Genomic DNA, 24278 nt, shown 5'->3' on the forward strand with positions numbered 1-24278 from the left:
CCCGATGAGCCACCGGCCCGCCCGCCGCGCACGCCGCGCCTCCGCCTCCCCGCTGTTCACCCCGCACGGCACCGACCGCGCCAGCCGCAAGGCCGCCCGCCGCCAGCTCGCCGAAGCCACCGCCAAGGCCCGCGCCGAAGCCGGCGCCCACTCCGCCCAGGCCACGAGCCCCGAACACGAGATGCCCGCCCCGCTCCACCCGGCCGGCGGACGCCCCGGCCCCGCCTCCGCCCGCGGGAACCGACTCAAGCTGCCCGCCCACCGCATGACCACGGCGGTGGCCGCCGGCGCGTACCCCTTCCTCGCCGAAGGCGGCCTCGGCGCCGAGGGCATCTACATCGGCCGCGACGTCCACGCCGAAGCGAGCTTCGTCTTCGACCCGTTCGCCCTGTACGGCAAGGTTGAGGGCTTCACCAACCCCAACCTGCTGCTCGCCGGCGTCATCGGCCAGGGCAAGAGCGCGCTCGCCAAGTCCTTCGCGCTGCGCTCGATCGCCTTCGGCTACCGCGTCTACGTCCCCTGCGACCCCAAGGGCGAATGGACACCCGTGGCCCAAGCCCTCGGCGGACGGTCCGTCGCCCTCGGCCCGGGCCTGCCCGGACGGCTGAACCCCCTGGACGCAGCCCCGCGACCAGCGAGCATCTCCGAGGCGGACTGGGCCGGGGAGATCCGCAAGCGGCGACTGCTCCTGCTCGGCTCCTTGGCCCGCACCGTCCTGGGCAGAGACCTGATGCCCATGGAGCACACCGCCCTCGACGTCGCCCTCGACGCCGTCGTCACCCGTGCCGACGCCACCGGCCGCACCCCGCTCCTCGGCGACATCGCCGCCACGCTCAACGACCCCGACGCCCTCGATGAGGCCGCCGGGATGATGTCGGGGCGGCTCGGCGACGCCGCCCGCGACCTCGCCCACGCCATGCGCCGCCTCGTCTTCGGCGACCTGGCGGGCATGTTCGACGCGCCCTCCACCGTGGGCTTCGACCCGACCGCGCCGATGCTCACCATCGACCTCTCCCGCCTCGGCGGCTCCGGCGACGACACCGCGCTGGTCCTGGCGATGACCTGCGCCTCCGCCTGGATGGAGAGCGCCCTCTCCGACCCCGACGGCGGCCGACGCTGGATCGTCTACGACGAAGCCTGGCGCCTGATGCGCCACGTCGGCCTGCTCCAGCGCATGCAGGCCCAGTGGAAGCTCTCCCGCGGCCTGGGCATCGCAAACCTGATGGTGATCCACCGGCTCTCCGACCTTCTCACCGCCGGCGACGCCGGATCACAGGGACGCGCCCTCGCCGAGGGCCTCCTCGCCGACTGCTCCACCCGGATCATCTACCGCCAGGAAACCGACCAGCTCCACGCTGCCGCCCCCCTCCTCGGCCTCACCTCCGTCGAGATGGACGCCATCGCCCACCTCAACCGCGGCCGGGGCCTGTGGAAGGTCGCTGGACGCAGCTTCATCGTTCAGCACCTCCTCCACAGCCACGAACTGGCCCTCTTCGACACCGACGCCCGCATGCACTGACACGGCGTCGAGTTCCCCAGAGGGGGAACAGGCCCGCGTCGACATGGCCAGTATCGCGCCCTCGATCAAAGCCGTCCTTCACGAGGGCATCGACGACGCGGACTACGTCACCATCCGCAACGCGGGCGGGACAGCCGCCTGACAGGCCGTGAGCCCGATACAGAGCGCCCCCGAGCGTGACCACATCCCGCACACGCCATGCGGCCGAAAACGCAAACCGATCGTTGCTGGACAGCCTTTGATCATGGTCAGCTTCTGCACTGCTCCATTCGAATCGTCGTCGCATCGGGATCCGCAATTAACCCGCCCGGCTGTTTCGGATTGGCCAGCCCTGTAGGTAGCGGTACTTCGGTCGCGGCCAGTGCGCGATTGCTGGCGTGGCGGACCCAGAAGGTGCCATCCGACAAGACGAAGTGGACTCCTCTCAGAAGCCAGTCTTCCCCAGGGTTGCGGCGGGTGGCCTCATCTTTGACAGCAGCTTCCGGCACCGATATGGAAGTGCAGGGCGGCACCACCCCAAAATAGATGTAGTTGGCCCAGCTGGATTTCTGTTCCTTCATCTCACGGGTCTGCAAGAACATGGTCACCAAAACCGGGTCCAGAGTCCGATTGGCCACGGTGATGCTCTCACCGCCGTCTCCCCACCACGTTACGCGTGAGGCTGCGGCTCGCTGCTCCTTCTCGCCGTCCTCCTTGGACTGCGCGAGCTGGTCGTCAGCCACTTGAGCCGCCTTGTACGTCCCCCACGCTGTGATGGCCAGGCTCGCGGCTGCGACCACCGCAGCGAGAACGGCGGTATGACGCGCCCAGTCAGATCGCTGGTACCAGCGTCGAAGCCGAGCCCAGGCTCCCGAAGCCCTGGCTTCTCGCGCATGTGGGAGTGGCGGTCTTGCCGCCACCTGTCGGACACGTAACCGGGGCCGTCTTGGGGGCACTTGTTCTCACAGGAGTCCTATTTTACGGATGGTGGAACAATGAGGTACCACGAAAGCGACCCGAGCGGCACGAGAATGCACTCTTAGAGAAGCCCTCGCTGCCTACCGCCAGGTGACAGCGGACGGGCCCACCATCACCCCCAGCCCGCGTGCCATTTCCACACCGTCAGCAGCTGCTCGCCGTACTCGTCGGTGACCGAGACGCATACGGCTCGCCCCGTCGAGGAGCGCCATCTGCCCTCGCCTTCCTCGACGCAGCCGGCTTCCACGTCCAGCAGGCCCGGACCCGAAGACTTCCCCGACACCGACGAACGCTCGAGGGACTACCTCATCATCTCGCGTGACCCAGACTTCGACTTGTACGACAACGCCGGCTGTGACGCCGATCAGATCCATGCGGCCCGTTACAACCTCGCCACCCGCGGCGACCTGAAGCGGTGGGCACGACGCGACGCAGCGCGCTTCCGCACCGCGCACCCGCTGCCCGACCACTCCTGGCAGGCACCCGACCTCACCCCGTACCTGAACGCTCTCGCCGCGGCCCAGACCCCGGCGGAGATGGACGCGGTCACCGACCACGTCCTGGATGCCGCCGAACCCGCACTGCGCGCCCTGAGCGACTACCTCGCCGCGGCTGCCCGGTGGAAACAGGAGAACCGCGGCGCGGCCAAGGGGTCACCCTCGAACCTGCTGATGACAGCGGCCAGCCGGGCCTTGTCGGTCCTGGCCCTTGCCGACGAAGCTGGCGTGAACAGGCTACGGATCGCCTACGACCCGGCCCCTGAGACCTCGACCGGCCTCCCGCAGGGGACTACCGCAGGCCCGCCGCCCTCTCCCCCGCCGCCCGGTACCGCGCCGCGCCGGTAGCTCCCAGCCCCGCCCCCACACCCGGAGTCCCCTTGGCCCGACCCCCTCACGAGAATGCCGCCGAATGGGCCGAAGCCCGGCGCCGCCAGACCGAACACGACGACCTCATGGCACAGCTCGCCGACCGCGATGCCGAGATGGAGCACGACTTGAGCGTGGCCTGCGGCGCCTGCGAACTCGACTCGCACCAGGTGCCGGAGACCGACTTCACCCGCCGTCCGGCTCCGCGACACCGGCCGGCGTCCCGGAGGAGGAGCCGTGGCCGCTGACGAGCCGGACCTCGTGGACGCCCGCACAACCCTTGCACCGCTGCCCGACCACCGCAATGTGGGGGAACGATGGTGGCAGGAGCTGTGGCGTCGCCACACGCACATCACCACACCGCTACGTGCCCGCGGACTGCCCTGCGACATCGAGTTCGGCCTCAGCGCCTACATCGTGCGCGTCTCGCTCCCCGACGACAGCTACCTGACCATCGGCCCACCGCAGGAGCCTCCCTCCGAACGCCGTCCCGGAGACCCCGAGGGCTGGATCGTCACCCGCGAGGATCCCTACGTCGTCACGGAGTACGAGGTTCTCTACGACTCGGTTCCCTGCGACGACCCCGGCGCCAACCAGCGGCCCGAAGCCCGCCACGGCGGCAGCGCCGTACCCCTGATCGCGGCGATCGACCACCGCCTCGGCCAGCTCGGCCTCCTCCCGGCCCCCGCCACGACCCACGCAAGCGCTCACCCGACCCCGGTCCAGCCGACGCCTCCGGCCCAGGACACCCCCGGCACACCGGAGCGTGGCGCTGCCTACGTTTACGGCGATGCCATGCGCGCGCTGACCGACCGGCTCAACGGAGCCGAGTCGCACGCGGATGCCGCCGCCCTGCTGCACCAGATCTTGGAGCCCACCGACGGTCTGCTGGCGCAGCTCGGAGAGTTCTTCGAAGCAGCTGGCGAGAAGGCCAAGGAAGCCGAGGAGGACGACGGCTTCGACCTGTCCTACGACCTCGCCGACGCCGCCGCCGAGATCCGCCAGCTCGGTGAGATCCTGCACGTGGCCGAGGACCGGATGCGAGCCCTGACACCACTCACGCCCGCCCCGCGGGCCGCCCCCGCCCGGGCACCGTCCCTCCTCCCGGCATCACCCACGGCATCTACGAGCCGCCGCACTCGCTGATCCCCTTCCGCCCAGCGGATCCCTTGGAGCCCTGATCCGCACCGCTCACCGCACCATCCCCCTGCTCACCGCAACCGTCTGCCTCGCCCTGGCTCTCACCGGCTGCGCCGGCGAAGACGGCGCCACCCAGGCCCGCGACGTCATCACCCGCTACTCAAAGATCAACAACGAGGCCAACGCCGACCGCGACCGGAACCAGCTCGACACGGTCGAAGACGGCCCGCTGTAGGCGATGTCCCTCTCGGACTACACCGAGACCGAAGGACTCCCCGCCAAGGACCGCGAGCCGTACAAGCAGTCGTCCTACGACTCGGCCCACGCCAAGCTGTACATCCCCCGCCAGGTCGGCGGGCAGAACCACTGGTTCGCCGCGGCGCTGTCGGCCCACCCCGGCAAGGCCCCCTCTCGACTGGCCGTGTTCGCCGAACGCCCCCAGCACAAGCGGTGGGAGATGGTCTCCGTCGTCGATCTCGACAGCCCGAAGCTGCCGAAGATCGCCCTTGACCGCGAGGGGTACGCGACGGCCGTCGCCGCCGACGGCAACAAGCAGCTGGCCGCCGACGCCGACCTGCTGCGCACGGCCGTGCTCGACAACTTCGCCACGGGCGGCACGCGTACCGGGACGAAGGCCTTCACGCCGACCGAGGCGAGCAAGCGGTAGATCAAGGTCCACGACGAGGCCGGCACCCGGTTCGGGAGCCAGGCCAGCACCGTCTTCGACGAAGCCCCCAACCGCTACGAGGACGCCTACGCCCTGAAGACCGCTTACGGCGGCGCACTGGTCCTCTTCTCCCACACGCACACCCAGACCGACACCGTCGCGAACTCCGGCCTGCAGCTCAACCCGAGCAAGGACGACCGGGCCTGGCTCCACGACGTGCCTCGCACCTCCATCCGGTACACGTTCGTGTGCAACGACGCCGCCACCGTCCCCGCGAAGGCCGAGCCCTCCCGCCTGATCGGCTACACCTGCGCCCGCACCGACGCCTCCGGCCCCCCGGTCCCGACCCAGCTGCACCGCGCGTAGGACCTCGCACGGCCGATCGCTGTCCTTCCCCGCGGCAGCCCAGCCTCTTCCGCGCGTCCCCTGGAATACGCCTGTCCACCCATTCCTTCATCGCACGCCCCACCACCGGCACCGGCTACAGCGGCATCCACGTCCAGTTCGACGGGCTGCCCAGCCACCACCTCCCCCTCCTCCTGGCCGCCTACCAGCACCGCTCCGGCCGCGACCTGGAGGCCATGTCCCGCCACCTCATCGACGACGTCACCGTCGGCTGGGACGAGTTGGGCACCGACCTCCTCGACGACGCCCCTCCCGCCCTCGTGCACGCACTGATCGGCGGCGAGCAGTGGCCCAGCCGCACCCTGGACCACCTGGTCACCCCGGACGGCTCCCCGCTGGTGCGCATGTCCGTCACCGACGAGAACGCCGACGACATGGACGTGCAGTGGGGCCACGTCCTGCACCCCCACGGCATCGAGGTCTTCAACCTCCTCCACGCGGACCGCGGCCCGGTCGTGGACTGGTCCACCGACCCGAGCACCGCCTTCAGCGACCACCCTGCCGCCTGGACACCAGCCCGGCCCGGCCCGCGCAGCACACCGCCGCGCACCATCCCCACCGGCTCCCCGGCGAAAACCGGCACCCCGCGCCCGGCCGGCCGTCGCTAGACCCCCACTCACGCTTCCCGGAGCTTCCCCTGCCCTCACGCACCAAGCCATTGATCACCGTCGTCATCGCCAGCCACCTGCGCGAGGACCGGCTGGACTACCTCAGCGCCATGCACGCCAGCCTCACCCGGCAGTCCGTGTCCTGGGAGGCCGTGATCGCCCTCGACGGCGTCTCCCCGGACCGACTGCCGGCACCGCTCGCGCAGGACTCCCGCGTCCGCACCCTGGCGCTGCCCAGGCCGGTCGGCGCCGCCTGCGCCCGCAACCTCGCCCTCACCCAGGTCCGCACTCCGTATCTGAACTGGGCCGATGATGACGACGAGTTCACCGACAACGCGATGGCCATCCGGCTGGACACCTTGGAGTCGACCGGCGTCGGCTGGTGCGCCGGGTGGAGCGAGGACCACCACCCCGACGGCTCCACCACCCTCTGGCGCTGCCCCACGCCGCCCGGCCGGCACGAAGCCGGCGAGGTGTGGACGTACTGGAAGTCGCCGGCGGACACCATCCCCATCGGGCCGACCACGATCCTCGCCCGTACCGACCTCGTGCGCGCCGCGCCCATAGGCGGTCTCGTCCAGGGGGAGGACTACTGCGCGGCCCTGGGCGTGGCCTCGCTCGCGCCCGGGATCCTGCTCCCCACGCCGGTGTACCGGTACCGCAAGTGGGGCGGCCAGATGACGGCCCAGGTCGGGTACGACCAGCTGGAGGCGGCGGCTCGCGAGCACGCCTGGGCCTACGGCCGGAGCCTGCGCGCCCTCTTCCACGGCGCCGGAGACCTGGTCCATGGCTGACGCGCAGATCATCCTGTCCCACAGCCGGGAGTCCGGGATCGTCGCCATCGCTTCGGGCGAGCAGTGCAGGTGGGCAGACACTGCCCTTGCCGAGAGCGGATTCCAGCGCAGCAACGGGGGTGCGTGGCACCTTCCCCCTGACGGCAACGGGGCCACTGTGCTCGGCCTGGTCCGCTGCGCGCAACGGCACCGCACCAGCGTGCACACCAGCAGCCGGCGCTACATCGGCGACGCCGCCGCAGACCTCGCCCGCCAGCTCCCCGGTACCTGGGAGGCGTCGGTGGGGCTCTACTCCCACCCCGCCTGGCAGGAAGACCTCGTGCCCTGGGTCTGGGACAGCGGTGAACTCGACCGCGCCCTACAGAGCGAGCGCATCCCCTATGCCGCCATCCTTACCGACACCGTCAACGGCACCACGCTCCTGTTCATCGAGCGCCCCGGCAGCCACCTCGACTATCTGGTCGGCGCCTTCGCACCCGAAGGTTTCGAAGAGGGCTACGCCGGCCCCCACGCCCCGCGCAGCATCGCTCTGCCCCCAGTTCCGGGCCAGGCGGCAAAGGCTCTTACCGACCGGTACCTGCCCGCTTACGAGCAGGCCGTCCATTGCCACCAGACCGCGGCCATCGCCGCCGCCCTCGAGGAGATCGGCGGCGAGCACGAGACCTGGCAGAGCATGGTCGCCTCCGGCCGCTACAGCGACGCCACCTCGCTGGACGCCGCCGCTCTCGGCACCGCGGTCGAGGAGTTCCTCGACCGGTCCTGGCACCGCTTCCTCACGGTCGCCGACCACGCCCCGCCACTGCTCAACCGGTGCCGCCCCGACCGCAGCCCGTGGCCCGAGGACGCTGCGGCCCTCTCCCGCCTGACCGACGCGGTCCTGGATGTCAGGGCGCTCCTGGAAGGCGTCCTCCAAGGTTCGCTCACCCTGCGGGAGCGCCGGGCCCGGGCGTGGCCGGCCATCGAGACCTGGCTCATCGACGGCGAGCGCTTCCTGCGCCAGGCCCGGCTGAGCGCGACCCACCCTCACCCCGCGTTCCCCGTCGCCGCCCCGGCGGCCCACACCACCACCACCGCCCGTCCCGCCCAGCGCGGCCACTGACCACCGCCACTTGACCACGTCAGGAGAAGCACGCCCCCTTGCAGCCCGGCACCCACTTCGCCTTCGGCACCCACCCCGAGCACGGCTTCGTCGCCTCCTCCACCGCCTCCCTGCCCGCACACCTCACCCACTGGTTTCTTGAGCGGGAACAGTTCGAGCCCGTCCCCGACAAGCCGGGGCTCTACCGGCTCAGCGAGCCCGAGCGGGACGGAGCCCGCCGCACCCGCCGGGCCGTCCTGGACCTGCGCAGCCACGGCTACACCGTGCAGGCCGACATGGGCCTGGACCCCCAGCAGTCCGCAGCAGCTGCGCGCCCGACACGGCCCAACGACCTCCTAGAGCGCCGTAGCCGCCTCGCACAAGCTGCCGCCGGCCGGACCACCCAGCGCGCCACCGCGCCCACCACCTCGCCCCCCTCTGCCCGGCCGATCCCGCCGAAGCCCACCTACGCACCGACCGTTCACCTGACCGCCGCTGGAACGGGGCGGTCCCGATGACAGAGTCAAGCCCCTTCCCGGACGGCTCCCCAACGGTGGCGAAGGACGTCATCGAAAGCGCCCGCACCTTCCGGCTGCGGATGGCGGTCATCGACCACGAGTACGAGGTCGCGCTCGACACGACCCGCTACAGCTTCGGCCGCACCGTCCACGCAGGCGCAGCGGCAGCCGCACGAGCAGGCCGCGACGAAGCGGCGGTCGAGGCGTACGCCACCCACCTCGCCCCGCACACCGAGAACCTCCTGGACGCCGCCCGCCACGCGCTCGACGAACTGCCGCCCGCGCGGCACCTGGCCGGGTGGCGGGCCGTCCTGGACGGCCTGTCCGCCACCACCGCCGAGATCCGCCGTGCCCTCGACCGGCCGACAGCCAGCCCCTCGGCGGAGCGGGCCTGGCCACGGCCATCGTCGTAGCCGGCGGCCTGAGCACGCCTCCCCTGGAGGCCGGACTGCGGGCCCTGTGGCCCAGCGTGCTGCCCGACCCCCGCCTCCGCCACGCGGCCCTCGCCCTGGACACCGGCACGCAGGGTCTGCTCTACATCGTCGGCCCCCTGCTCGTGGCGGCGCTCGCCTGCACGCACAGCCCCACCACCGCGCTCGCGGTCACCGCTGTACTCGGCATGGCCGGTACCGCCGCGGTGGCTCTCGCGCCACCGTCACGACGCTGGCGTCCGGCCCCGCCCGCTCAGGTACCGGCACGCGAGACACCGCGACTGGCCAGTCCCGCACTGGTACTGCTCTTCGCTTCTCTGGTCGGCATCGGCTTCGCGATCGGCGCCATGAACGTCTGGGCGGTCTCCATGGCCGAGCAATACCGCCAGGAGATGCTCTCCGGGATCCTGCCCGCCTCGTTCTCCACCGGCAGCTTCCTGGGCGGCCTCCTCTACGGCCGCCGGCACTGGAACAGCACCACCATCAGCCGGCTGGTCACCGTCGCCGGTGCGTTCGTGGCCGGGTGGCTGCCACTCCTGTTCCTCCCCGGCCCGTACGCGGCCACCGTCGCGGTCGCGGTGCCCGGCGCGTTCCTGACCGTCGTGGTCGCCTGCGCCTACGTCACTACCGACACCCTCGCACCCGCAGCCCGCACCAGCGAGGCGTACGCCTGGCTGATCCTCTCGATCGGCGTCGGGCAGTCCGCCGGCATCGCCCTATGCGGGCGCCTCGCCGAGCAGCCCCTGGCGACCGCCGTGTTCCCGCCGCCGGCGCCGCCTTCGCGCTCGCCGTTCTGCTCGCCGCACGCCGCCGGCTCGTACCACCACGCCCAGCCGACAAGCAGCCCGTGCCCCTTCCCGTTACCGCCACCACCGATAGGAGATCCGCCTTGCCCGACGCACTAGCAGAGCCGTTCCTGACGATCCGGCACGCCATCACCGGCGAGATCACCACCACCGGCTACAACGCCGCCGCCCGGCGGATCCTGCTCCAGTCCGGCTTCGAAGAGACGCCAGGTTGCGCCTGCGGAGCGACGGAACCCGGCACGGAGCGGACACACGGGCCTGCTCGGCAGCCAGCGAGCTGCTCGTCGCCGGCCATCCCGTGCACCTGCACCAAGCCCTCGGCCGACCGGTGAACGCCGACGGCAACCCCTCAGTTGGCCCGGTCCCCGACGTCGCCACAGCCCGTGATCCGCTCCGAGAGCGGCCAGCCTCTCCAACCCGCCCGCACCCGCACCCGTTGAGGGGGCCTCGTTTGACCACACCCGTTACGCCTACCAGTCCAGCGCGCACCAAGGGCGGCGAACTACGGGCCAAGGTGGCCCGACTGCTGGCCGACCGGCCGACGGACACGCTCACCATCGGGGACATGGCCAGGCAGCTGGGCCACTCCCACGGCGCCGTCCGCAACGCCGCGCTCACCCTGGTGCGACGCGGCGAAGCCGACCAAAGCGGCACCGGACAACCGGAGTTCCGCGCGAACGCGAAAACCGCCGCAGCCGCGCAGACCGCTGTGATCAGCCCTCCGGGCACCCACACTCCCCGCGCCCAGGCGGCCACGGCCCGCACGGCCACTCCCGCCGCAGCCACGCCCCGGCAGACCGGCCCGATCCGCCGCGCGGGGGGCCAGCTCTACCACCCCCGGGAGCTGGCCGATCTGCCCGACGTCGAGGCGCTGAACCGCCTGCGCGACGCCGACGTGCCGGTGCTGCTCTACGGCCCTCCGGGCACCGGCAAGACGAGTCTGGTCGAGGCGGCGTTCCCGGACCTGCTCACCGTCGCCGGCGACGGCGACACCACGGTCGGCGACCTGATCGGCGAGTACACACAGGCCGACGCGGGAGGCTACGTGTTCCAGTACGGTCCGCTGGTCACCGCGATGACCGAGGGCCGCGCCCTGCTGATCGACGATGCCACCTTGATCTCACCGAAGGTCCTGGCGGCGCTGTATCCCGCGATGGACGGGCGCCGGCAGATCCAGGTCAAGGCCCACAAGGGCGAGACCATCAAGGCCGAGCCGGGCTTCTACGTGGTGGCGGGCCACAACCCGGGCGTGCACGGGGCGGTGTTGACGGAGGCGCTCGCGAGCCGGTTCAGCGTGCAGATCCAGATCGGCACGGACTACGACCTCGCCCTGGCGCTGAGGATCGATGCCCGGGTGGTCCGGGTCGCCCGACACCTCGCCCACCAGGTCGAACTCGGCGAGCTGGGCTGGGCCCCCCAGCTGCGGGAGCTGCTCAGCTACCAGAAGACCGAAGCCGTCCTCGGCACCAACGCCGCGCTCGCGAACCTCGTCGGCATCGCTCCGGTGGAGGATCGCGACGCCGTCGCCGACGCCATCACCAAGTCGGTCGGCATCAAGAAGATCGCGCCCCTCACCCTCGGCAAGCAGCTCCCCTCCTCAGCCGCCCGGCAGCCCCCGGGCAGCGCCGGCTCCGCACACCGGGGCCGCTCGCGATGAGCGCCCACCACCACGTCCAGTCCATGCCGGACGACAACGGCGACCTCGCGCGATGGGACGACGACGGCGCCCCGCCCGCGCAACCCCGCACCTCCCCTAACGCGTGGCTGCGCGTGGGAGCCGAACTCGGCGACCGGCTGGTCGCCCTCTCCGGCCGCCAGGACCTCCTCGTCACCTGCCGCCCCGGCACGCGCAGCGGCGCGCCGGCCGCGTTCTTCCCCACTCTGGGCGAGGTCGAGTTCGACGCCGACCTGTTCGCCCCGCTGAAGCCCCACGAGATCCATCCGGGGATCGTGGGCGACGAGGAGCGGTATCCCGCCGCCTGGGGGGTGTTCGTGCACGAGGCCGCGCACGCGGCCCACTCCGTCTGGACGGCACCTGCCGGAGCGAACCCCCGTGTCGTCGAGGCCGCGCTCCTGCTGGAGGAGAGCCGTGTCGAAGGCGCACACCTGATCACGCGGCCCACGGACCGCACGTACCTGCGCACCAGCGCCAGGACCCTGGTCATGCCCGACATCGCCCACCCCAACCTCCAGGGCATCGAGCACGCCGCCGGTGTGGCGGCCCTGATCCTCGGCCGCCGTGACGTCGGCATCCTGGACGCCGGCGAGACCCGGGCCGTCGCCGATCTGTGCAAGAAGGTGCTGGGCGCAGACCTGCTGGCCACACTCACCCGCATCTGGAGTGCAGCGCACCAGTGCGCCGACCACGACGCCACGACGATGCTCGCGCACGGTCAAGCATGGTGCGAAGCTCTGGACATCGCGGCCCCCGCCCTGCCCGTGCCGGAGAACCTCACCGATCTGCTGTCCGGCGCCGTGGGGGTCGTCATGGACAGCACGGCAGCCACCGACGCCGCCGACGTTGTGGCTCAGGCCGCAGCGGCCAACGCCGTGGCCGCGCAGTCCAAGGCGCAGGCTCAGGACCGCGCCCAGCGGGCCGGCCAGCGACGCAAAGCCGCTGCCACCGCCAAGTCGGTCTTCAACGCCCGTGGCGCCACCGTCTCTCCCGACGGCACACCGGCGCCCTCCGGCAACCCGGTAACCGGCACTCGCAGGCCCACCGCCGCGGAGAAGAGTGCCGCCGCGCGCCTGAGCCGCGCCCTGCGTGCCGCCGCCTACCGCGAGCGGACCGAGGAGCGGACCACCAGCCCCACCCCGCCCGGCCGCCTCAACATGCGCGCGGCCCTCGCCCGCGACGCTCAGCGTGCGGCCGGGTCGGTCCCCACCGCGGAGCCGTTCACCCATACCCGCCGCCGGAACTCCCCCACCCCACCGCTGCGTGTGGGTATCGCCGTCGACGTCTCCGGCTCCATGCGTGCCGCTTGCGCGCCCGTCGCGTCCGCTGCCTGGATCGTGGCACGCGCAGCGGCCCTGACCGACCCCGACTCCCGTACCGCCACCATCGCCTACGACAGGCACCTGACCGCACTGATCCGACCCACCCACCGAGCACCGGAGCGCGTGACGACGTTCGATGCCACCGGCGGCCACCACAACCTCGGCGACGCCATCGACGCGCTCGACCACGGCCTCGAACTCAGCCGCCCCGGCACCGGCCGCCTCCTCGTGATCGTCACCGACGCCCGGTACGGCAGCGACGAAACCGCTCAAGCCGTCACCCGCGTCAAGCAGCTCACAACCGCCGGCTGCGCCGTACTCCAGCTCACCCTCACCGCCCAGTCCCAGCACCTGCCGGGGACCACTCTGCTGCACCTGCCCCGGCCCTCCAGCACTCCCGTCGCCATCGCCAAGGCGGCTACAGACGCCATCCGCAGAACACGCTGAGACAAGACAAAAAGACAGAAAGCAGGAACAACCACGTGGCAGTACGCACGGCCTGGAAGATCATCCACAGCTGTGGACACGAAGTGACGCATAACCTGTCCAACCGTCCAGCCGACCGGCGCGCCGGATTCGCCCGCTGGCTCGCGACGAAGGACTGCACCGACTGCTGGAAGGCGTCACGCGACGCCGACACCGAATCCAAGGAGGAATGGCTCGCGGCCAGGCGCGCCGCGGAGCAGGAGGCAGCCCGAGCGTGGGCGAAGCGATTCGACATGCCGCCGCTGGAGGGACCCGAGAGGGCTCTGGACTGGGGCGAGCGCTCCCGCCACCAGCTGATGAAAGGCGCGCACACGGCGCTGGTCGTGGAGGGGACTTGGGACGAGGCGGACTGGGCGGAGCTGGAGGAGAAGGCCCGCGCCGTGACCCGGGCCGGCTGGTGGATCGACCAGCGCGATGCCGAGGGCTCTGACCTGCTCGAACTTCTGGAAGCAGCTGGCGAGGACGACCTCGGCACGGAGAACCCCTTCCGCTGAGGCCGGGGCAACATAGCCGGACAACGCCGGTTAGCCAAACCGGCGTTCCTGCGGACCATTGATCCTCCCGCCGTTCCCCCGTGTGGAAGGACTCCGCTTGCTTCCCCCGCCCTGGACCCCGCCGCCCGCCCCGGTCCTCGCCCTCACGCCCGACCCGCTCACTCCCACCCGGGACATCACCCACGCCCACTTCCAGGCCGGCGAGACGGTCGTCGTGCTCAAGGGGGTTGCCGGCGGGGAGCTGTGGGGAGACGCGATGCGCATCGTCGCCCCGTCCTGGCACACCCCCACCGACGAAGACGGATGGCGGCTGCGCGACCCGACCGGCGGCGCCCAGACCTACACCACCGGCCACCCGCGCTACCTCGTGCACCTCTCGCGCCGCTGCCCCGACTGCCTGATCCACCTGCGGGCCATGGAGGACACCTTCCTGCCTCGCTTCACCGACCGCGAGGAAGTGATCGACTGCGGCTGGTACACGACCACCGCCCTGGGCCAGCTCGTCCACCTCGCCGACGCGCGGGGCGGCCGGTGATCCCCCGCCTGCACGAGCGCACGCACCGCTCCCACGGCCCCCTCGAAGAGGCGCTGGGCCGGCCGGTCTCGCCCAACGAGGGCCTGACCGACCACACGGTCGTCGCCCACTGGCCCGGCCTGGACCACTTCACTCTGGACGACGAGCAGAAGACGTGGACGGCCACCCAGTGGGCCGAGCACCTTGAAGACCCGTACCTGGAGCACCCGTTCGCCGCCAGCCCGGACAACGACCGGCAGGCGATCCTCCACGTGGACGTCCGCCTGCATCCGCAGGACCGGGACCTGTTCCCCGTACGCACCGGCCACAGTGCCGTCCCCGCTGCGCCCACGGCATCCGCCCAGCTCGCCCGCGTCCTCACCCAGCTCGCCGAGGAACAGGCAGGCCCTCTGGCCACAGTCCGCGGACTGATCGAGCACACCGCCCACCGTCTCGAACGCCAGCCGGGCCCCGCCGGTGCCGAAGCGGCACACGGCCTGGAGCTGATCGCCCGCCGCCTGCACGCCATCCAGCAGGACCTGGACACCACCGCAGCATGCTTGGTCCAGCCCCGCACCGCCGCACTTCCCCCGCCTGCCCAGCGCTCCGCCCACCGATCACCGTAGGAGAAGCCCCACTGCCCTCGACCGACCGCTTCCTGGACATCCGGCGCGACCCGCGCTCCGGCGAACTCCTCGCCCGCGGCGGCGATCCCGAGGCACACAGCGTCTTGCAGCGCACCGGCTTCGTCGCCGTCGTCCGCCTCCACGAGACCTACCACCGCACCCCCACCGGCCTGCACCGGGACGACGAGGCCCGCCTGGCCACCGGCGCCGCCGCCCGCCTGCGGGCGCTCGGCTACCACGTCGACTGCGACAAGGACCTCGACACCGACGCCCGCCCCGTCAGTTACCCCACGCTCGGCTCCTCCGTCGCCCACGTCGCCGAGCGCATCCGCGAGGGCACCACCACCGACGAGGCGGCCGATGCGCTGACCGAGCTGACCGCCCCCGGCGACGGCATCCTCGCCGCCCTGCACGAGGTACTGACTGCCGCCGCCGACTTCCACGACCACCTCGGCCAGCCGGCCGACCCCTACGCCGCCCGACGCCTGCGCTACCTCGCCGAGGAGTACCTCCACCTCATCGGCACCGATCTCGCCCACACGCGCAACGCGCTCGCCGACCGGCACGCCCCGCACCCCGGCCGCAGCACCTGCAGCGGTGAGGTGCCGACCGCCGAACAGGAGCGCTCCGCCGTGTGCGCCTGCCCGCCTCCACCCCGCGCGCTCCCGGCCCCGCCGCCCCCGCTGGCCGCCGCGATGCGCCGCTGACCTCCCACCCGCAAGGACACCATGCACGACCCCACCTCCGAGCGCCTCGCCTCCTACGCCGACGTCCTCGCCGGCGAACTCCCCGACACCTGGACCAGCGCTCATCTCCCCGCCGATGCCAAGGACGACCTCGTCGAGCTGGCTGAACGGATCTGGGACCTGGACCTGGTCGCCGCCGCCCTCGCCGAGCACCCGCTGACCGAGGCCGCCGTCCTCAGCCGCCCGGACGGCGCGCAGTTCGCCGTCCTGGACCGGCACGACGGCCGCGACGGTTTCCTCATCGCCGCCCTCGCCCCGCCGGCCCTGCCCGACGAGGCGTACCGCGCGGTCCCCGAACCCAACGGCATCGCCCTGACCGACGACCCGTTCCTCAGCGCGGAGCAGATCGCCGCCGACCTGCTCGCCCGCTACGACCGCGCCCTCGCCCAGGCCCGCCACAACGCCCTGGCGTCCATCCAGCCCTCCCAGCCCGACCGAGTCATTCTGACCTGGCAGGTTGACGGCAGCATCGCCACCGCCCCCGCCGGCGACCGCGCCGGCGCCATCCTCACCGCCCACGGCTTCGTCCAGGACCCGCCCAGCGGCATCTACCACCTCACGGGCGACGACACCCAAGCCCAGGCCCGAGCCCTGCGCGCGATCGGCCCGCGTCTCGACGCGCTCGGCATCGGCACCGCTCTCCAACACCCCGCGGGCCGCAGCGCGCCCACCGCCGCGCCCGCTTCGCCACCGCCCGTTCCGGCCGGCTCCCGGTCGCAGGCCGTCCGTTCTCGGTGAGGGTCCGCCGCCCGGCCACGAACCCGATCTCTTCGCGCGACTCGGCGAAACCGCCGACTCCGTAGGGGCCCGGGTGGTCCCGGCACCGCGCCGGGGCCACCCGGGCCCACCGCCCGACACCTGGAGCACCCCGTAGCAAAGCGCACACCCCCGCCCATCATTACCCGGCGCAAGCCGCGACTGGCCACGGCCCTCTTCCGCCGCTATCTGCGCGCCTGCCTCCCGACCGGCCCCGACCGACCCTCCCCGCTGGCAGGCGCCCGGCCCGAGAACGTCCTCGCGGGACCCAGCGCATCGGCTACCGCCACCACCACTGACCGCCCACCCACCAGGAGGAGCATGTCCCACCCCGTCCCTCAGCCGGTGAAGCTCGCCGACGACATCACCCGCCAGCTCGGTCAGCTCGCCGACCACCTCTCCCAGCTCCCCGCGCCGCAGGCCGCTCAGGTCATCGCCCGCGTCCTCGACCCGGAGGCCGGTGTCCTCGGCGGCGTCACCCACCTCGTCATCACCGGAAGCCACTTCGCCAAGGGCGAGGCCGAACGCGGCCTCCTCCCCGCGGAGGTCTGGCTCGCGCTCGGCCGAGCCGCCAACGAACTGCACGACATCAACCTGGACCTGGACGAGCACCAGGACCTCCTCAAGGACCTCGGCGCGCGGCCGGCCACCACCGCGGCGGCGAAGCCTGTGGCTCCTGCGCCGCTCGTCGCCCGGCGACACCGGTGAGCAAGAAGCAATGGCAGGGCTGGGGACCGGGCGAGCGGGCGGAGCAGCACTACCTCGTCCAGCCCCGCGCTCTGGCCGGCGGAGGCGACGTCCGGCACATCTCGGAGTTCCTGCGCGCCTGCGGATGGCGGGAGAAGTCCAAGTCCGGCGGCCCGCTGCTCATGGAGAGTCCCAGCCGCGCGTTGCGCGTCGCCTACGACCCCTACATCATCCCCGGTGGATGGACCATCCACGGCAAAGCCGACGCGCTCAACGGTGAGTGGTCGGCGCACCTGGGCCGCCAGACGCCGGTGGAGATCGTCGCGGGCCTGACCGACGCACTCACCCGGCCCCGCTCCGCTCACGCGCCCAACGTCTGGGCGCCGCTGCAGGAGCAGCACTGGCAGACCCGCTCCGAGGGCGAGCACTACGTGGCCACCAGCCCGGACGGCAGCGCGAGCCTGCGCTACCAGCACAGCCCCGACGGTTCGGCGACGTGGTGGGCCGGAGCGAGGGACACGCAGCACAACGGCTGGACAGCCAGCTTCACGCCGAACACCCCGATGCAGCTGGTACAAGCCTTCGCCACCGAACTCGCCAACCCCGAGCCCGTCATGCGCCCGCGCGGGCGCGTGCCGAGCAGCGCGCAGATCCGTACCTGGTCGGTCTCCGTCACACCCTCCCAGCTCGGCGCCTGGCAGCAGGCCCGGATCACCGCCGCCCACGCCGCCACCTGGGCCCGCAACAGCGTCCACAACGCCCGCCCCCGCACCAAGACCCGCACGCAAGCCCCCGCCGGCGGCACCCGAACCCGCCGCTGAACCCCCGCCCGCCTTCAAGGAGCACGATGCCCGCCCCCACCCCGGACGCCCTGAGCACCCTGACCGACACCCTCTCGGACCTCACCGAGTACCTGCGCGAGAACCCCGACCCCACCGAAGCCCTCGCCCTGATCGAGCCGCTCCTGGACGAGTACACGGGCCTGCCCGTCCAGTTCGCCGACACCCTGCGCGCCCTCGCCCGCACCGTCCAGGAGCACCAGACCGCCGCCGGCGCGGCACACGTCAGCCTCCTGGTCGCCGAACTGCGCACCGCCGCGTGGGAACAGAGCGACCAGCACACCCTCCACTACATCCTGGACGAACTGCGCGCACTGCACCAGGCCGCCCAGAGCGACCCGGAGTGCGGCGCGTGCCGCTGAGCGAACGCCAACTCGCCGCCTTCGCCGACAAGCACGCCGGGCAGATCCCCTTCGACACCAGCCCCCGCCACCTCGCCGGCCCCGGCGACGCCCGCCACGTCACCCACGGCCTGGCCGCCGCCGGATGGACCACGCTCTCCGACCCCCTCGACGCCGAGATCGTGATGCGCAGCCCCGATCACCGCTACCGCCTGCAGTTCGACCCGCAGTCCACCACCTCCGCCTGGTGGCGGCTGCGGGCCGAGAACAGTGACAACGGGCCCGGCTGGTATGCCGAGTTCGGTGAACGCGTGCCGGCCGAGGTCCTCGCCGGCCTCACCAACGCCCTCGTCGCACCCGCCTCGCCGCACCAGGACCCCTGGGAGCAGGTGACCCGAGCAGGCTGGCGGCGCGAAGAGGCCGGCGCGGCGCACTCGCCGGACTCCTTGTGCCACATCGAACGGCGCCCGATGAGCGAGTTCCGCCTCCTGCCGTCCTGGCACATCGAGGCCCGAGACGCCCGCGACGCGCAGTACCCCGGCCCGCGCATCTGGCACGCCTACCTCGACGAGCACGTCCCCGACCACCTCGCCGGCGCCTTCCTCACAGCGCTGACCGACCGGAGCCCGCTGCAGCGCGGCATGTTCGACCGCACCGCCCACCACAGCGCCGTCAAGGAGCCAAGCCCGCTGAGCCCACAGCAGGTCGTCGAGGCCCACACCGCCCGCATGAAGGCAATCGGCGCCCAGACCCGCGCCGCACGCCGCCGGCAGACCACCCCCGCGCCGCCCCCGCCGCACACCGCAGCCGTCCAGCCGACCGCCCACCGCTGAACCGGAAGGACCACCTCATCCCCCGCACCCTGAACCACCGCCGCACCTCGCTGCGGCGCCTCAACCGCTACCTGCGCAACAGCGACCGAATCCTGGCCTCCTGGGACGCCTACACGGAGTTCAACACCGACCTGGACGGCTGGCCCTTCGACGATGACGCCTACGGCCGCCGGGCCGCCGTCCGCGACTCCGACACCGTCGCGGCGTTCACAACCACCCGCGCCGGAGCCCGCCAACTCCTGGCCACCGCACGCCTCCAGCTCCAGCACCTGCCCGCCCACCTCACGCGCAAGAGCTGGCCCGGACAGCTGGCCATCCTGGAGCAGGCGCTGAACCGCCTCGACGCTCTGGACGCGCAGTGGCGCCAGACCGTGGCCCAGCTCCCCGAGGACGCCGGACCGGGGAGCGGGGCGTACGACGATGCGCTGGACGAGCACCACGCCGAGTGCTGGAGCTACCTGGACGACTGGGCCTGCCACGGCCGCGCCATCCTCGACATCAACACCGCCACCCGTCGAGCCGGCCCCCAGCCCAAGCGTCCGCACCTTCCGGTTCTCACGGCCCGGCACGGCGGCTACCGCGCGACGAGGCGGTGACCATGTCCTCCACCGCGGACACCGTCGAGGTCGACTTCATCACCCCGCGCCACCTCGCCGGTGGGGGCGACCCCGCCTGGATCACCGTGCCCCTCCACCGCGCCAGCGGCTGGAGCCACGGCGATGACCCGCTGATGCCGCGCGTGCTGCTCTCCAGCCCCGACCAGAAGGCCCTCCTGCGCCTGGAGCCGGACCCCGACGGCCAGTGGTGGACCCTCCACCACACCGCCGAGCCTGGCCGGCCCGCCTAGTACGCCGGCTTCGGCGCCCGCACCCCCGTCGAACTCATCGCCGCTTTCACCGACGCCCTCACCGACCCAGCCCCGCCGGCAGCTGAGTCCCACGACCCGTTCGGACCGCTCCGGCAAGTCGCCTGGAATCCCCCTGCCGCCGACGCCGACGGCCTCGTCTCGCCCGACGGCACCGCCTACGTCCAGCGGCTGGGCAGCGCAGAAGAACCGGGCTCCTGGTTTGTCACCGCCGCCCTCGCCCCGAACCGCCCGCCGGTGTGGCAGGCGCGCTTCGGCACCCACACCCCGCCCCACCTCGTCACCGCGTTCACCGCCGCACTGGTCGACCCAGAACCCGTGTACCGCACCGGCGAGCAGAGGCTGCCGACCCACAACCCCAGCCTCGTCGCCCGCAAGTACGTCGACGTGCCCGCGGCCTCCCTCGCCGCCGCGCTGGAGGACCGCGTCCGCTCCCTCGCCGCCCGGCCCGCCGGCACGCCGCCAGCCCCCATCCCCGCACGGCACTCGCCGCCGCAGCGCGGTCACAGCCGCTAGCCCTCCCGTCCCCGCCCGGAAGCACCCAGCCCTTGCCACCCTCCTCCACGAGCAACACCGACGGGTACGACCTCGCCCTGCGCCTCCTGCTCGGCCTGGCGGCCCTCGCCATCCTCCTCGCCCACCTCGCCTGGCTGTGCGGCAACCTCACCGCCACCCTCACGGGGGCCGCGTGGGCGCCCTACCAGCCCACTGCCGCCCTGCTCCACCCCGAGCAGGTCTGGCCCACCGCAGGAGAAACGTCCCTGCTGGTCGGCGCCCGCATCGTGCCCGTCGTCCTGTTCCTGGCCCTCGCCGCTGTGGTCGGCCTCCTGTGGGCCCGGCACAAGAGCTCGGGCGGGGGCCGGAAGGAGAAGATCACCGACATGGCCAAGGCCCGGGACATCGAGCCCCTGATGTCCAAGGCCATCACCGACAAGGCCCGCTCCCTGCGACCGAGTCTGAAGAACGCCAAGCACATCCAGGCCAAGGACACCGGCATCCTCCTGGGCAACCTGCAGGGCACCAGGCACGAGGTGCGGATGGGGTTCGAGGACGTCGCCGTCGCGATCATGGCGCCCCGCTCGGGCAAGACGACCTCCCTCGCGATCCCCTCCATGCTCAACGCACCCGGCCCGGTCCTCCTGACGTCGAACAAGGCCGCCGGCGATGCCTTCACCACCGCCTACGAAGCGCGGGCCCAGGCCGGGGCGGTGTGGACCATGGATCCGCAGCAGATCGCGCACGCCGCCCGCGAGATGTGGTGGAACCCCCTCGCCGGTGCGAAGACCCTGGACGGGGCGAACCGGCTAGCCGGCCACTTCCTCGCCGCGTCCGTGGACGCCTCCCAGCAGGGCGACTTCTGGTCCAAGGCCGGCAGCAACATCCTCTCCCAGCTCCTGCTGGCCGCAGCGCTCGACGAGCGCCCGATCACCGACATCATGGCCTGGCTCGCCTTCCCCGCCGACCGCACCCCGCTGGACATCCTGCGCGACCACGGCTTCACCGCCGTCGCCGCTCAGCTCAAGGGCACCGTGGAGGGTCCGCCCGAGACCCGGGACGGCATCTACGAGACCGCCCGCCAGTACGCCGCGGCCCTCCTGAACGCGGAGATCGCCGCGTGGGTGACGCCGCAGAAAGACGTCGCGGAGTTCCGGCCGGAGCAGTTCGTCACTTCCACCGACACCCTCTTCCTGCTCAGCAAGGACGGCGGAGGCGGCGCGTCGGCGTTGATCGCCGCGTGCGCGGACTCGGTGATGCGGGCCGCGACCGCTCAGGCCGAACGCGCCGGCGGACGCCTCGACCCGCCCATGCTGGCGATCCTCGACGAGGCCGCCAACGTGTGCAAGATCAGCGACCTGCCCGACCTGTACTCCCACCTCGGCTCCCGCGGGATCATCCCCATCACGATCCTGCAGTCCTATCGCCAGGGCCAGAAGGTCTGGGGGGACGCGGGCATGGACGCCATGTGGTCCGCCTCGACGGTCAAGGTCATCGGCTCCGGCATCGACGACCCGGACTTCGCCGACAAGCTCTCCCGCCTGATCGGCGACCACGACGTGCAGACCACGTCCACCTCGCACTCGGAGTCCGGCAAGAGCACGTCGGTCTCGATGCGTCAGGAGCGGATCCTGCCCGCCGACGCGATCCGCGCCCTGCCCAAGGGCACCGCGCTCTGCTTCGCCACCGGCATGCGCGCGGCCATGCTCGATCTACGGCCGTGGTACCGAGAGCCCGGGGCGACAGAACTGTCCGCCGCGTCCGACCGCGCGTCGCAGGCGATCACCAGCCGCGCCGTCGCGAAGCACAGCCCCGTGCAGTCCGACTGCGGAAAGGCCGTGTGAGCGACACCCTGCTGCACGTGGTGCCCCGTCCGCTCACGCTAGGCGAAGGAGTGGGCCGTATCCCGTAGCAGCGGGTCGCGGTTAGGCGGAAGGACGGTGACTGGGAGACATGTCCGGCCGATCTTGAAACTCCAGAAGGGCGGGCGGCGGCCCCGTCGCCACAGCGGCCCGGAAGCGTTCGTCCACCAGGCGAACAAACACACGATCCCGGCGATCGCCAGCCTCCATGGTGCGGTGCCACCCTGTTCCCTCACGCTCCCACTGTTCCCGCGCGATCTCCCCGCGGAAGTGCCCATCGAGTTTGATCGCGAGCTTCTCGACGGACAGATGGCCGATACGGAACCGCTGCAACAACTCCCCGAGAGCGAGAGACGTGATCAGATGCTGCTGATGCCGCTTCAAGGTCACCGGTGCAACAGGCGGTGCCCATGCCTGGAGCAAAATCGGGTCGCTCAGCGCGAGCGTCGCAAGCTGGAGGTGGCTGTCCCTGATGGCCTGCTCGTTGCTCGTACGTGCCTGCCGAACCTGGTAGAGGAGCGAGAGAGCCACACCGGCCAAAGCGATGGCTGAGAGCACGACGGAAACGGCCCCGTACGTCTGGCTGATGTCACTCAGCTTCCCCCAGTCCGTGCCCGCCGGAGCCACAGCGGCCAGTACGAACGGTGTCGCAACTATCAGCCCCAGCAGTCCAAGACCGAGCAGGACGTAAGCCACAGCCGTCAGTACCCAAGTCATGCGCTGCGCCGTGCCACTTCCAGTTGTCATCCGTCCCCCGCACGCTGGCTGACAGTTCGCTGACCAGAATGAAGCCCGTCTTCACGGCCGACAAGAGGCGCTCAATGCGGCGCCCGCACGATCGACCGGACAGCCCTGCACGGACGTCGCGGGCGGCCAGGAGGCCCTGGGCAGGCGCTCCGTGGTTTACCTCGACACGTCCGTCTTCTCTCCCGGGGGCGAGAGACCACCGTGACGCCACGGGTCACCGCGCACTCGCCCAGTACCGCGCGCACCGCAAACCTCCCGCCGGACCGGCATCTGCACCCTCCACCCCACTACCCAACCGCAGCAGAGCGCCTACTCACCCGCGCCGTCGGCTCCGCCGGCCGGACACCACCACGGCCCCAGCCGAGAAAGGTACCCCTCTGGCCACCACCCCTCCTCTGCACACCCTGCTCGCCCAACCCCGTAGCGCGCTGGGCACCTTCGTCCCCGCCGGCCTGCACTGCTCGCACGCAGAGCGTCGCCACCTTGGCCAACTCGCCCACGCGGGTACCGACCTCTTTGAGATCGGCCTCGCCCACCACGACGCCCACCTCGACGGACCTGTCATCCAGCACGCCTACCGCCGCGTACTGCGTAGCGGCGATGCCCTGGACAGCGTCGTCCGCGCGGTCGCGTATGCCGCACACCTGCGACCGACCGTCGTCATGACCTACTGGGAACCCGTCCAACGGCACGGCCCCGAATCCGCGGCCCGCCTCTTCGCCGATGCCGGCGCGTCCGGCGTGATGATCGTCGACCTGCCTGACCACCACGCCGAGTGCTGGCAGGCCGCAGCACACCACGCGAACCTCCGCACCCCACGCCTCGTCCCGCGCCGCACCACCGACGACGACCTGGCCACCGTGGCCACCAACGCCTCCGGGTGGCTCTACCCACCGGCTAGCGCTCAACCCACCGGCTACCGAGGGCCGCTCGACATCCCCGCCCTAGCTGCCTTCACCCGGCGCTTGCGCGCGGCGAGCCCCTTGCCGGTCGTGTCCGGCGTCGGGACTTCCACACCCGCCCTAGCGGCACACGTCGCGCCCCTGGTGGACGCCGTCGTCATCGGCACCCCCGTCGTCCGCGCTCTGGTCAGCACCCCCGAACAAGCGCCGCAGCTGGTCGCCGCGTTCGCCCGCGCCCTTGCTTCGACGGCCGCCACAGAGCCGCGCGCCCGCTCCCCTACCCGCCACTGAGCAGTCGA

The 24278-nt window shown here is 72.0% G+C and carries 29 protein-coding genes and 1 pseudogene; 27 read left to right on the forward strand and 3 right to left on the reverse strand.

Going from position 1 to position 24278, the window contains the following annotated elements; genetic code table 11:
* Positions 1–4: 4 nt before the first annotated feature.
* Complete coding sequence (locus ACGFQC_RS14005; RefSeq protein ID WP_363087811.1) at positions 5–1519, forward strand: ATP-binding protein; 1515 nt, start codon at positions 5–7, stop codon at positions 1517–1519.
* Positions 1520–1767: 248 nt separating this feature from the next.
* On the opposite strand, the gene ACGFQC_RS14010 is transcribed toward ACGFQC_RS14005, so the two are convergent.
* Positions 1768–2241, reverse strand: coding sequence for a hypothetical protein (locus ACGFQC_RS14010; RefSeq protein ID WP_363087810.1), 474 nt, complete (start codon positions 2239–2241; stop codon positions 1768–1770).
* A gap of 347 nt (positions 2242–2588) precedes the next feature.
* Positions 2589–2759 (reverse strand): hypothetical protein, encoded by a 171-nt coding sequence (locus ACGFQC_RS14015; protein WP_363087809.1) that lies wholly within the window; start codon positions 2757–2759, stop codon positions 2589–2591.
* A gap of 52 nt (positions 2760–2811) precedes the next feature.
* Between ACGFQC_RS14015 and ACGFQC_RS14020 the strand changes: the two genes are divergently transcribed.
* The 25 genes and pseudogenes from ACGFQC_RS14020 to ACGFQC_RS14140 all read left to right on the forward strand — a co-directional run bounded on the left by ACGFQC_RS14020 (position 2812) and on the right by ACGFQC_RS14140 (position 22312).
* Positions 2812–3321: a hypothetical protein gene (locus tag ACGFQC_RS14020; RefSeq protein ID WP_363087808.1), complete on the forward strand. Its 510-nt coding sequence runs from the start codon at positions 2812–2814 to the stop codon at positions 3319–3321.
* Positions 3322–3579: 258 nt separating this feature from the next.
* Positions 3580–4488, forward strand: coding sequence for a hypothetical protein (locus ACGFQC_RS14025; protein ID WP_363087807.1), 909 nt, complete (start codon positions 3580–3582; stop codon positions 4486–4488).
* A gap of 232 nt (positions 4489–4720) precedes the next feature.
* On the forward strand, positions 4721–5149 hold the full coding sequence (locus ACGFQC_RS14030) for a hypothetical protein (protein WP_363087806.1): 429 nt from the start codon (positions 4721–4723) through the stop codon (positions 5147–5149).
* A 216-nt stretch (positions 5150–5365) separates the two neighbouring features.
* Positions 5366–5515, forward strand: coding sequence for a hypothetical protein (locus ACGFQC_RS14035; RefSeq protein WP_363088067.1), 150 nt, complete (start codon positions 5366–5368; stop codon positions 5513–5515).
* Positions 5516–5661: 146 nt separating this feature from the next.
* A complete protein-coding gene (locus ACGFQC_RS14040; RefSeq protein WP_363088060.1) occupies positions 5662–6162 on the forward strand; it encodes a hypothetical protein in 501 nt (166 codons plus the stop codon).
* Positions 6163–6212: 50 nt separating this feature from the next.
* On the forward strand, positions 6213–6956 hold the full coding sequence (locus ACGFQC_RS14045) for a glycosyltransferase (protein WP_363087805.1): 744 nt from the start codon (positions 6213–6215) through the stop codon (positions 6954–6956).
* Positions 6949–8055: a hypothetical protein gene (locus tag ACGFQC_RS14050; protein ID WP_363087804.1), complete on the forward strand. Its 1107-nt coding sequence runs from the start codon at positions 6949–6951 to the stop codon at positions 8053–8055. The genes ACGFQC_RS14045 and ACGFQC_RS14050 overlap by 8 nt, the downstream gene beginning before the upstream one ends.
* A gap of 38 nt (positions 8056–8093) precedes the next feature.
* Positions 8094–8552 (forward strand): hypothetical protein, encoded by a 459-nt coding sequence (locus tag ACGFQC_RS14055; RefSeq protein ID WP_363087803.1) that lies wholly within the window; start codon positions 8094–8096, stop codon positions 8550–8552.
* Positions 8549–8965, forward strand: a complete 417-nt coding sequence (locus ACGFQC_RS14060) for a hypothetical protein (RefSeq protein ID WP_363087802.1) — start codon at positions 8549–8551, stop codon at positions 8963–8965. Before ACGFQC_RS14055 ends, ACGFQC_RS14060 begins: the two co-directional genes overlap by 4 nt.
* Complete coding sequence (locus ACGFQC_RS14065) at positions 8851–9888, forward strand: MFS transporter (protein ID WP_363087801.1); 1038 nt, start codon at positions 8851–8853, stop codon at positions 9886–9888. The genes ACGFQC_RS14060 and ACGFQC_RS14065 overlap by 115 nt, the downstream gene beginning before the upstream one ends.
* 11 nt (positions 9889–9899) lie before the next feature.
* Positions 9900–10121 (forward strand): hypothetical protein, encoded by a 222-nt coding sequence (locus ACGFQC_RS14070; protein ID WP_363088059.1) that lies wholly within the window; start codon positions 9900–9902, stop codon positions 10119–10121.
* Between the two features lie 182 nt (positions 10122–10303).
* Positions 10304–11446 carry an AAA family ATPase gene (locus tag ACGFQC_RS14075; RefSeq protein ID WP_363088058.1) on the forward strand — a complete coding sequence of 381 codons (1143 nt, stop codon included), beginning with the start codon at positions 10304–10306 and terminating at the stop codon, positions 11444–11446.
* A complete protein-coding gene (locus tag ACGFQC_RS14080) occupies positions 11443–13233 on the forward strand; it encodes a hypothetical protein (protein ID WP_363087800.1) in 1791 nt (596 codons plus the stop codon). Before ACGFQC_RS14075 ends, ACGFQC_RS14080 begins: the two co-directional genes overlap by 4 nt.
* An 83-nt stretch (positions 13234–13316) precedes the next feature.
* A complete protein-coding gene (locus ACGFQC_RS14085; RefSeq protein WP_363088057.1) occupies positions 13317–13766 on the forward strand; it encodes a hypothetical protein in 450 nt (149 codons plus the stop codon).
* A gap of 97 nt (positions 13767–13863) precedes the next feature.
* Positions 13864–14301 carry a hypothetical protein gene (locus ACGFQC_RS14090; RefSeq protein WP_363087799.1) on the forward strand — a complete coding sequence of 146 codons (438 nt, stop codon included), beginning with the start codon at positions 13864–13866 and terminating at the stop codon, positions 14299–14301.
* Positions 14298–14906 (forward strand): relaxase/mobilization nuclease, encoded by a 609-nt coding sequence (locus tag ACGFQC_RS14095; RefSeq protein ID WP_363087798.1) that lies wholly within the window; start codon positions 14298–14300, stop codon positions 14904–14906. Before ACGFQC_RS14090 ends, ACGFQC_RS14095 begins: the two co-directional genes overlap by 4 nt.
* Positions 14837–15613: a hypothetical protein gene (locus ACGFQC_RS14100; RefSeq protein ID WP_363087797.1), complete on the forward strand. Its 777-nt coding sequence runs from the start codon at positions 14837–14839 to the stop codon at positions 15611–15613. The genes ACGFQC_RS14095 and ACGFQC_RS14100 overlap by 70 nt, the downstream gene beginning before the upstream one ends.
* A gap of 21 nt (positions 15614–15634) precedes the next feature.
* Entirely contained in the window at positions 15635–16390 is a 756-nt protein-coding gene (locus ACGFQC_RS14105; RefSeq protein WP_363087796.1) for a hypothetical protein, read from the forward strand.
* Positions 16391–16729: 339 nt separating this feature from the next.
* Positions 16730–17116 (forward strand): hypothetical protein, encoded by a 387-nt coding sequence (locus ACGFQC_RS14110; protein WP_363087795.1) that lies wholly within the window; start codon positions 16730–16732, stop codon positions 17114–17116.
* Positions 17113–17916, forward strand: a complete 804-nt coding sequence (locus ACGFQC_RS14115) for a DUF317 domain-containing protein (RefSeq protein ID WP_363087794.1) — start codon at positions 17113–17115, stop codon at positions 17914–17916. Before ACGFQC_RS14110 ends, ACGFQC_RS14115 begins: the two co-directional genes overlap by 4 nt.
* 26 nt (positions 17917–17942) lie before the next feature.
* Positions 17943–18296 carry a hypothetical protein gene (locus ACGFQC_RS14120; RefSeq protein WP_363087793.1) on the forward strand — a complete coding sequence of 118 codons (354 nt, stop codon included), beginning with the start codon at positions 17943–17945 and terminating at the stop codon, positions 18294–18296.
* Complete coding sequence (locus ACGFQC_RS14125) at positions 18287–19108, forward strand: DUF317 domain-containing protein (protein WP_363087792.1); 822 nt, start codon at positions 18287–18289, stop codon at positions 19106–19108. Before ACGFQC_RS14120 ends, ACGFQC_RS14125 begins: the two co-directional genes overlap by 10 nt.
* Before the next feature lie 371 nt (positions 19109–19479).
* Positions 19480–19704, forward strand: a complete 225-nt coding sequence (locus ACGFQC_RS14130; RefSeq protein WP_363087791.1) for a hypothetical protein — start codon at positions 19480–19482, stop codon at positions 19702–19704.
* Between the two features lie 2 nt (positions 19705–19706).
* Positions 19707–20489, forward strand: a pseudogene (locus tag ACGFQC_RS14135) (DUF317 domain-containing protein).
* 32 nt (positions 20490–20521) lie between these two features.
* Positions 20522–22312 (forward strand): TraM recognition domain-containing protein, encoded by a 1791-nt coding sequence (locus tag ACGFQC_RS14140; protein ID WP_363087789.1) that lies wholly within the window; start codon positions 20522–20524, stop codon positions 22310–22312.
* 81 nt (positions 22313–22393) lie between these two features.
* Here the strand turns inward: ACGFQC_RS14140 and ACGFQC_RS14145 are convergent, their stop codons facing one another.
* Complete coding sequence (locus ACGFQC_RS14145; protein ID WP_363087788.1) at positions 22394–23047, reverse strand: DUF6082 family protein; 654 nt, start codon at positions 23045–23047, stop codon at positions 22394–22396.
* A 104-nt stretch (positions 23048–23151) separates the two neighbouring features.
* On the opposite strand from ACGFQC_RS14145, the gene ACGFQC_RS14150 reads away from it, so the two are divergent.
* Positions 23152–24270: a tryptophan synthase subunit alpha gene (locus ACGFQC_RS14150; RefSeq protein ID WP_393288221.1), complete on the forward strand. Its 1119-nt coding sequence runs from the start codon at positions 23152–23154 to the stop codon at positions 24268–24270.
* The last annotated feature ends 8 nt before the right edge of the window (positions 24271–24278 follow it).

Origin of the sequence: Streptomyces sp. NPDC048734 (assembly GCF_043198675.1) — a bacterium.
GTDB lineage: Bacteria > Actinomycetota > Actinomycetes > Streptomycetales > Streptomycetaceae > Streptomyces.

Coding starts and splice junctions, on each gene's coding strand:
- ACGFQC_RS14060 (WP_363087802.1), top strand. CDS start 8,549: ATGACAGAGTCAAGCCCCTTCCCGGACGGCTCCCCAACGGTGGCGAAG.
- ACGFQC_RS14150 (WP_393288221.1), top strand. CDS start 23,152: ATGCGGCGCCCGCACGATCGACCGGACAGCCCTGCACGGACGTCGCGG.
- ACGFQC_RS14120 (WP_363087793.1), top strand. CDS start 17,943: ATGCCCGCCCCCACCCCGGACGCCCTGAGCACCCTGACCGACACCCTC.
- ACGFQC_RS14005 (WP_363087811.1), top strand. CDS start 5: ATGAGCCACCGGCCCGCCCGCCGCGCACGCCGCGCCTCCGCCTCCCCG.
- ACGFQC_RS14100 (WP_363087797.1), top strand. CDS start 14,837: ATGCTTGGTCCAGCCCCGCACCGCCGCACTTCCCCCGCCTGCCCAGCG.
- ACGFQC_RS14105 (WP_363087796.1), top strand. CDS start 15,635: ATGCACGACCCCACCTCCGAGCGCCTCGCCTCCTACGCCGACGTCCTC.
- ACGFQC_RS14080 (WP_363087800.1), top strand. CDS start 11,443: ATGAGCGCCCACCACCACGTCCAGTCCATGCCGGACGACAACGGCGAC.
- ACGFQC_RS14050 (WP_363087804.1), top strand. CDS start 6,949: ATGGCTGACGCGCAGATCATCCTGTCCCACAGCCGGGAGTCCGGGATC.
- ACGFQC_RS14145 (WP_363087788.1), bottom strand. CDS start 23,047: ATGACTTGGGTACTGACGGCTGTGGCTTACGTCCTGCTCGGTCTTGGA.
- ACGFQC_RS14110 (WP_363087795.1), top strand. CDS start 16,730: ATGTCCCACCCCGTCCCTCAGCCGGTGAAGCTCGCCGACGACATCACC.
- ACGFQC_RS14030 (WP_363087806.1), top strand. CDS start 4,721: ATGTCCCTCTCGGACTACACCGAGACCGAAGGACTCCCCGCCAAGGAC.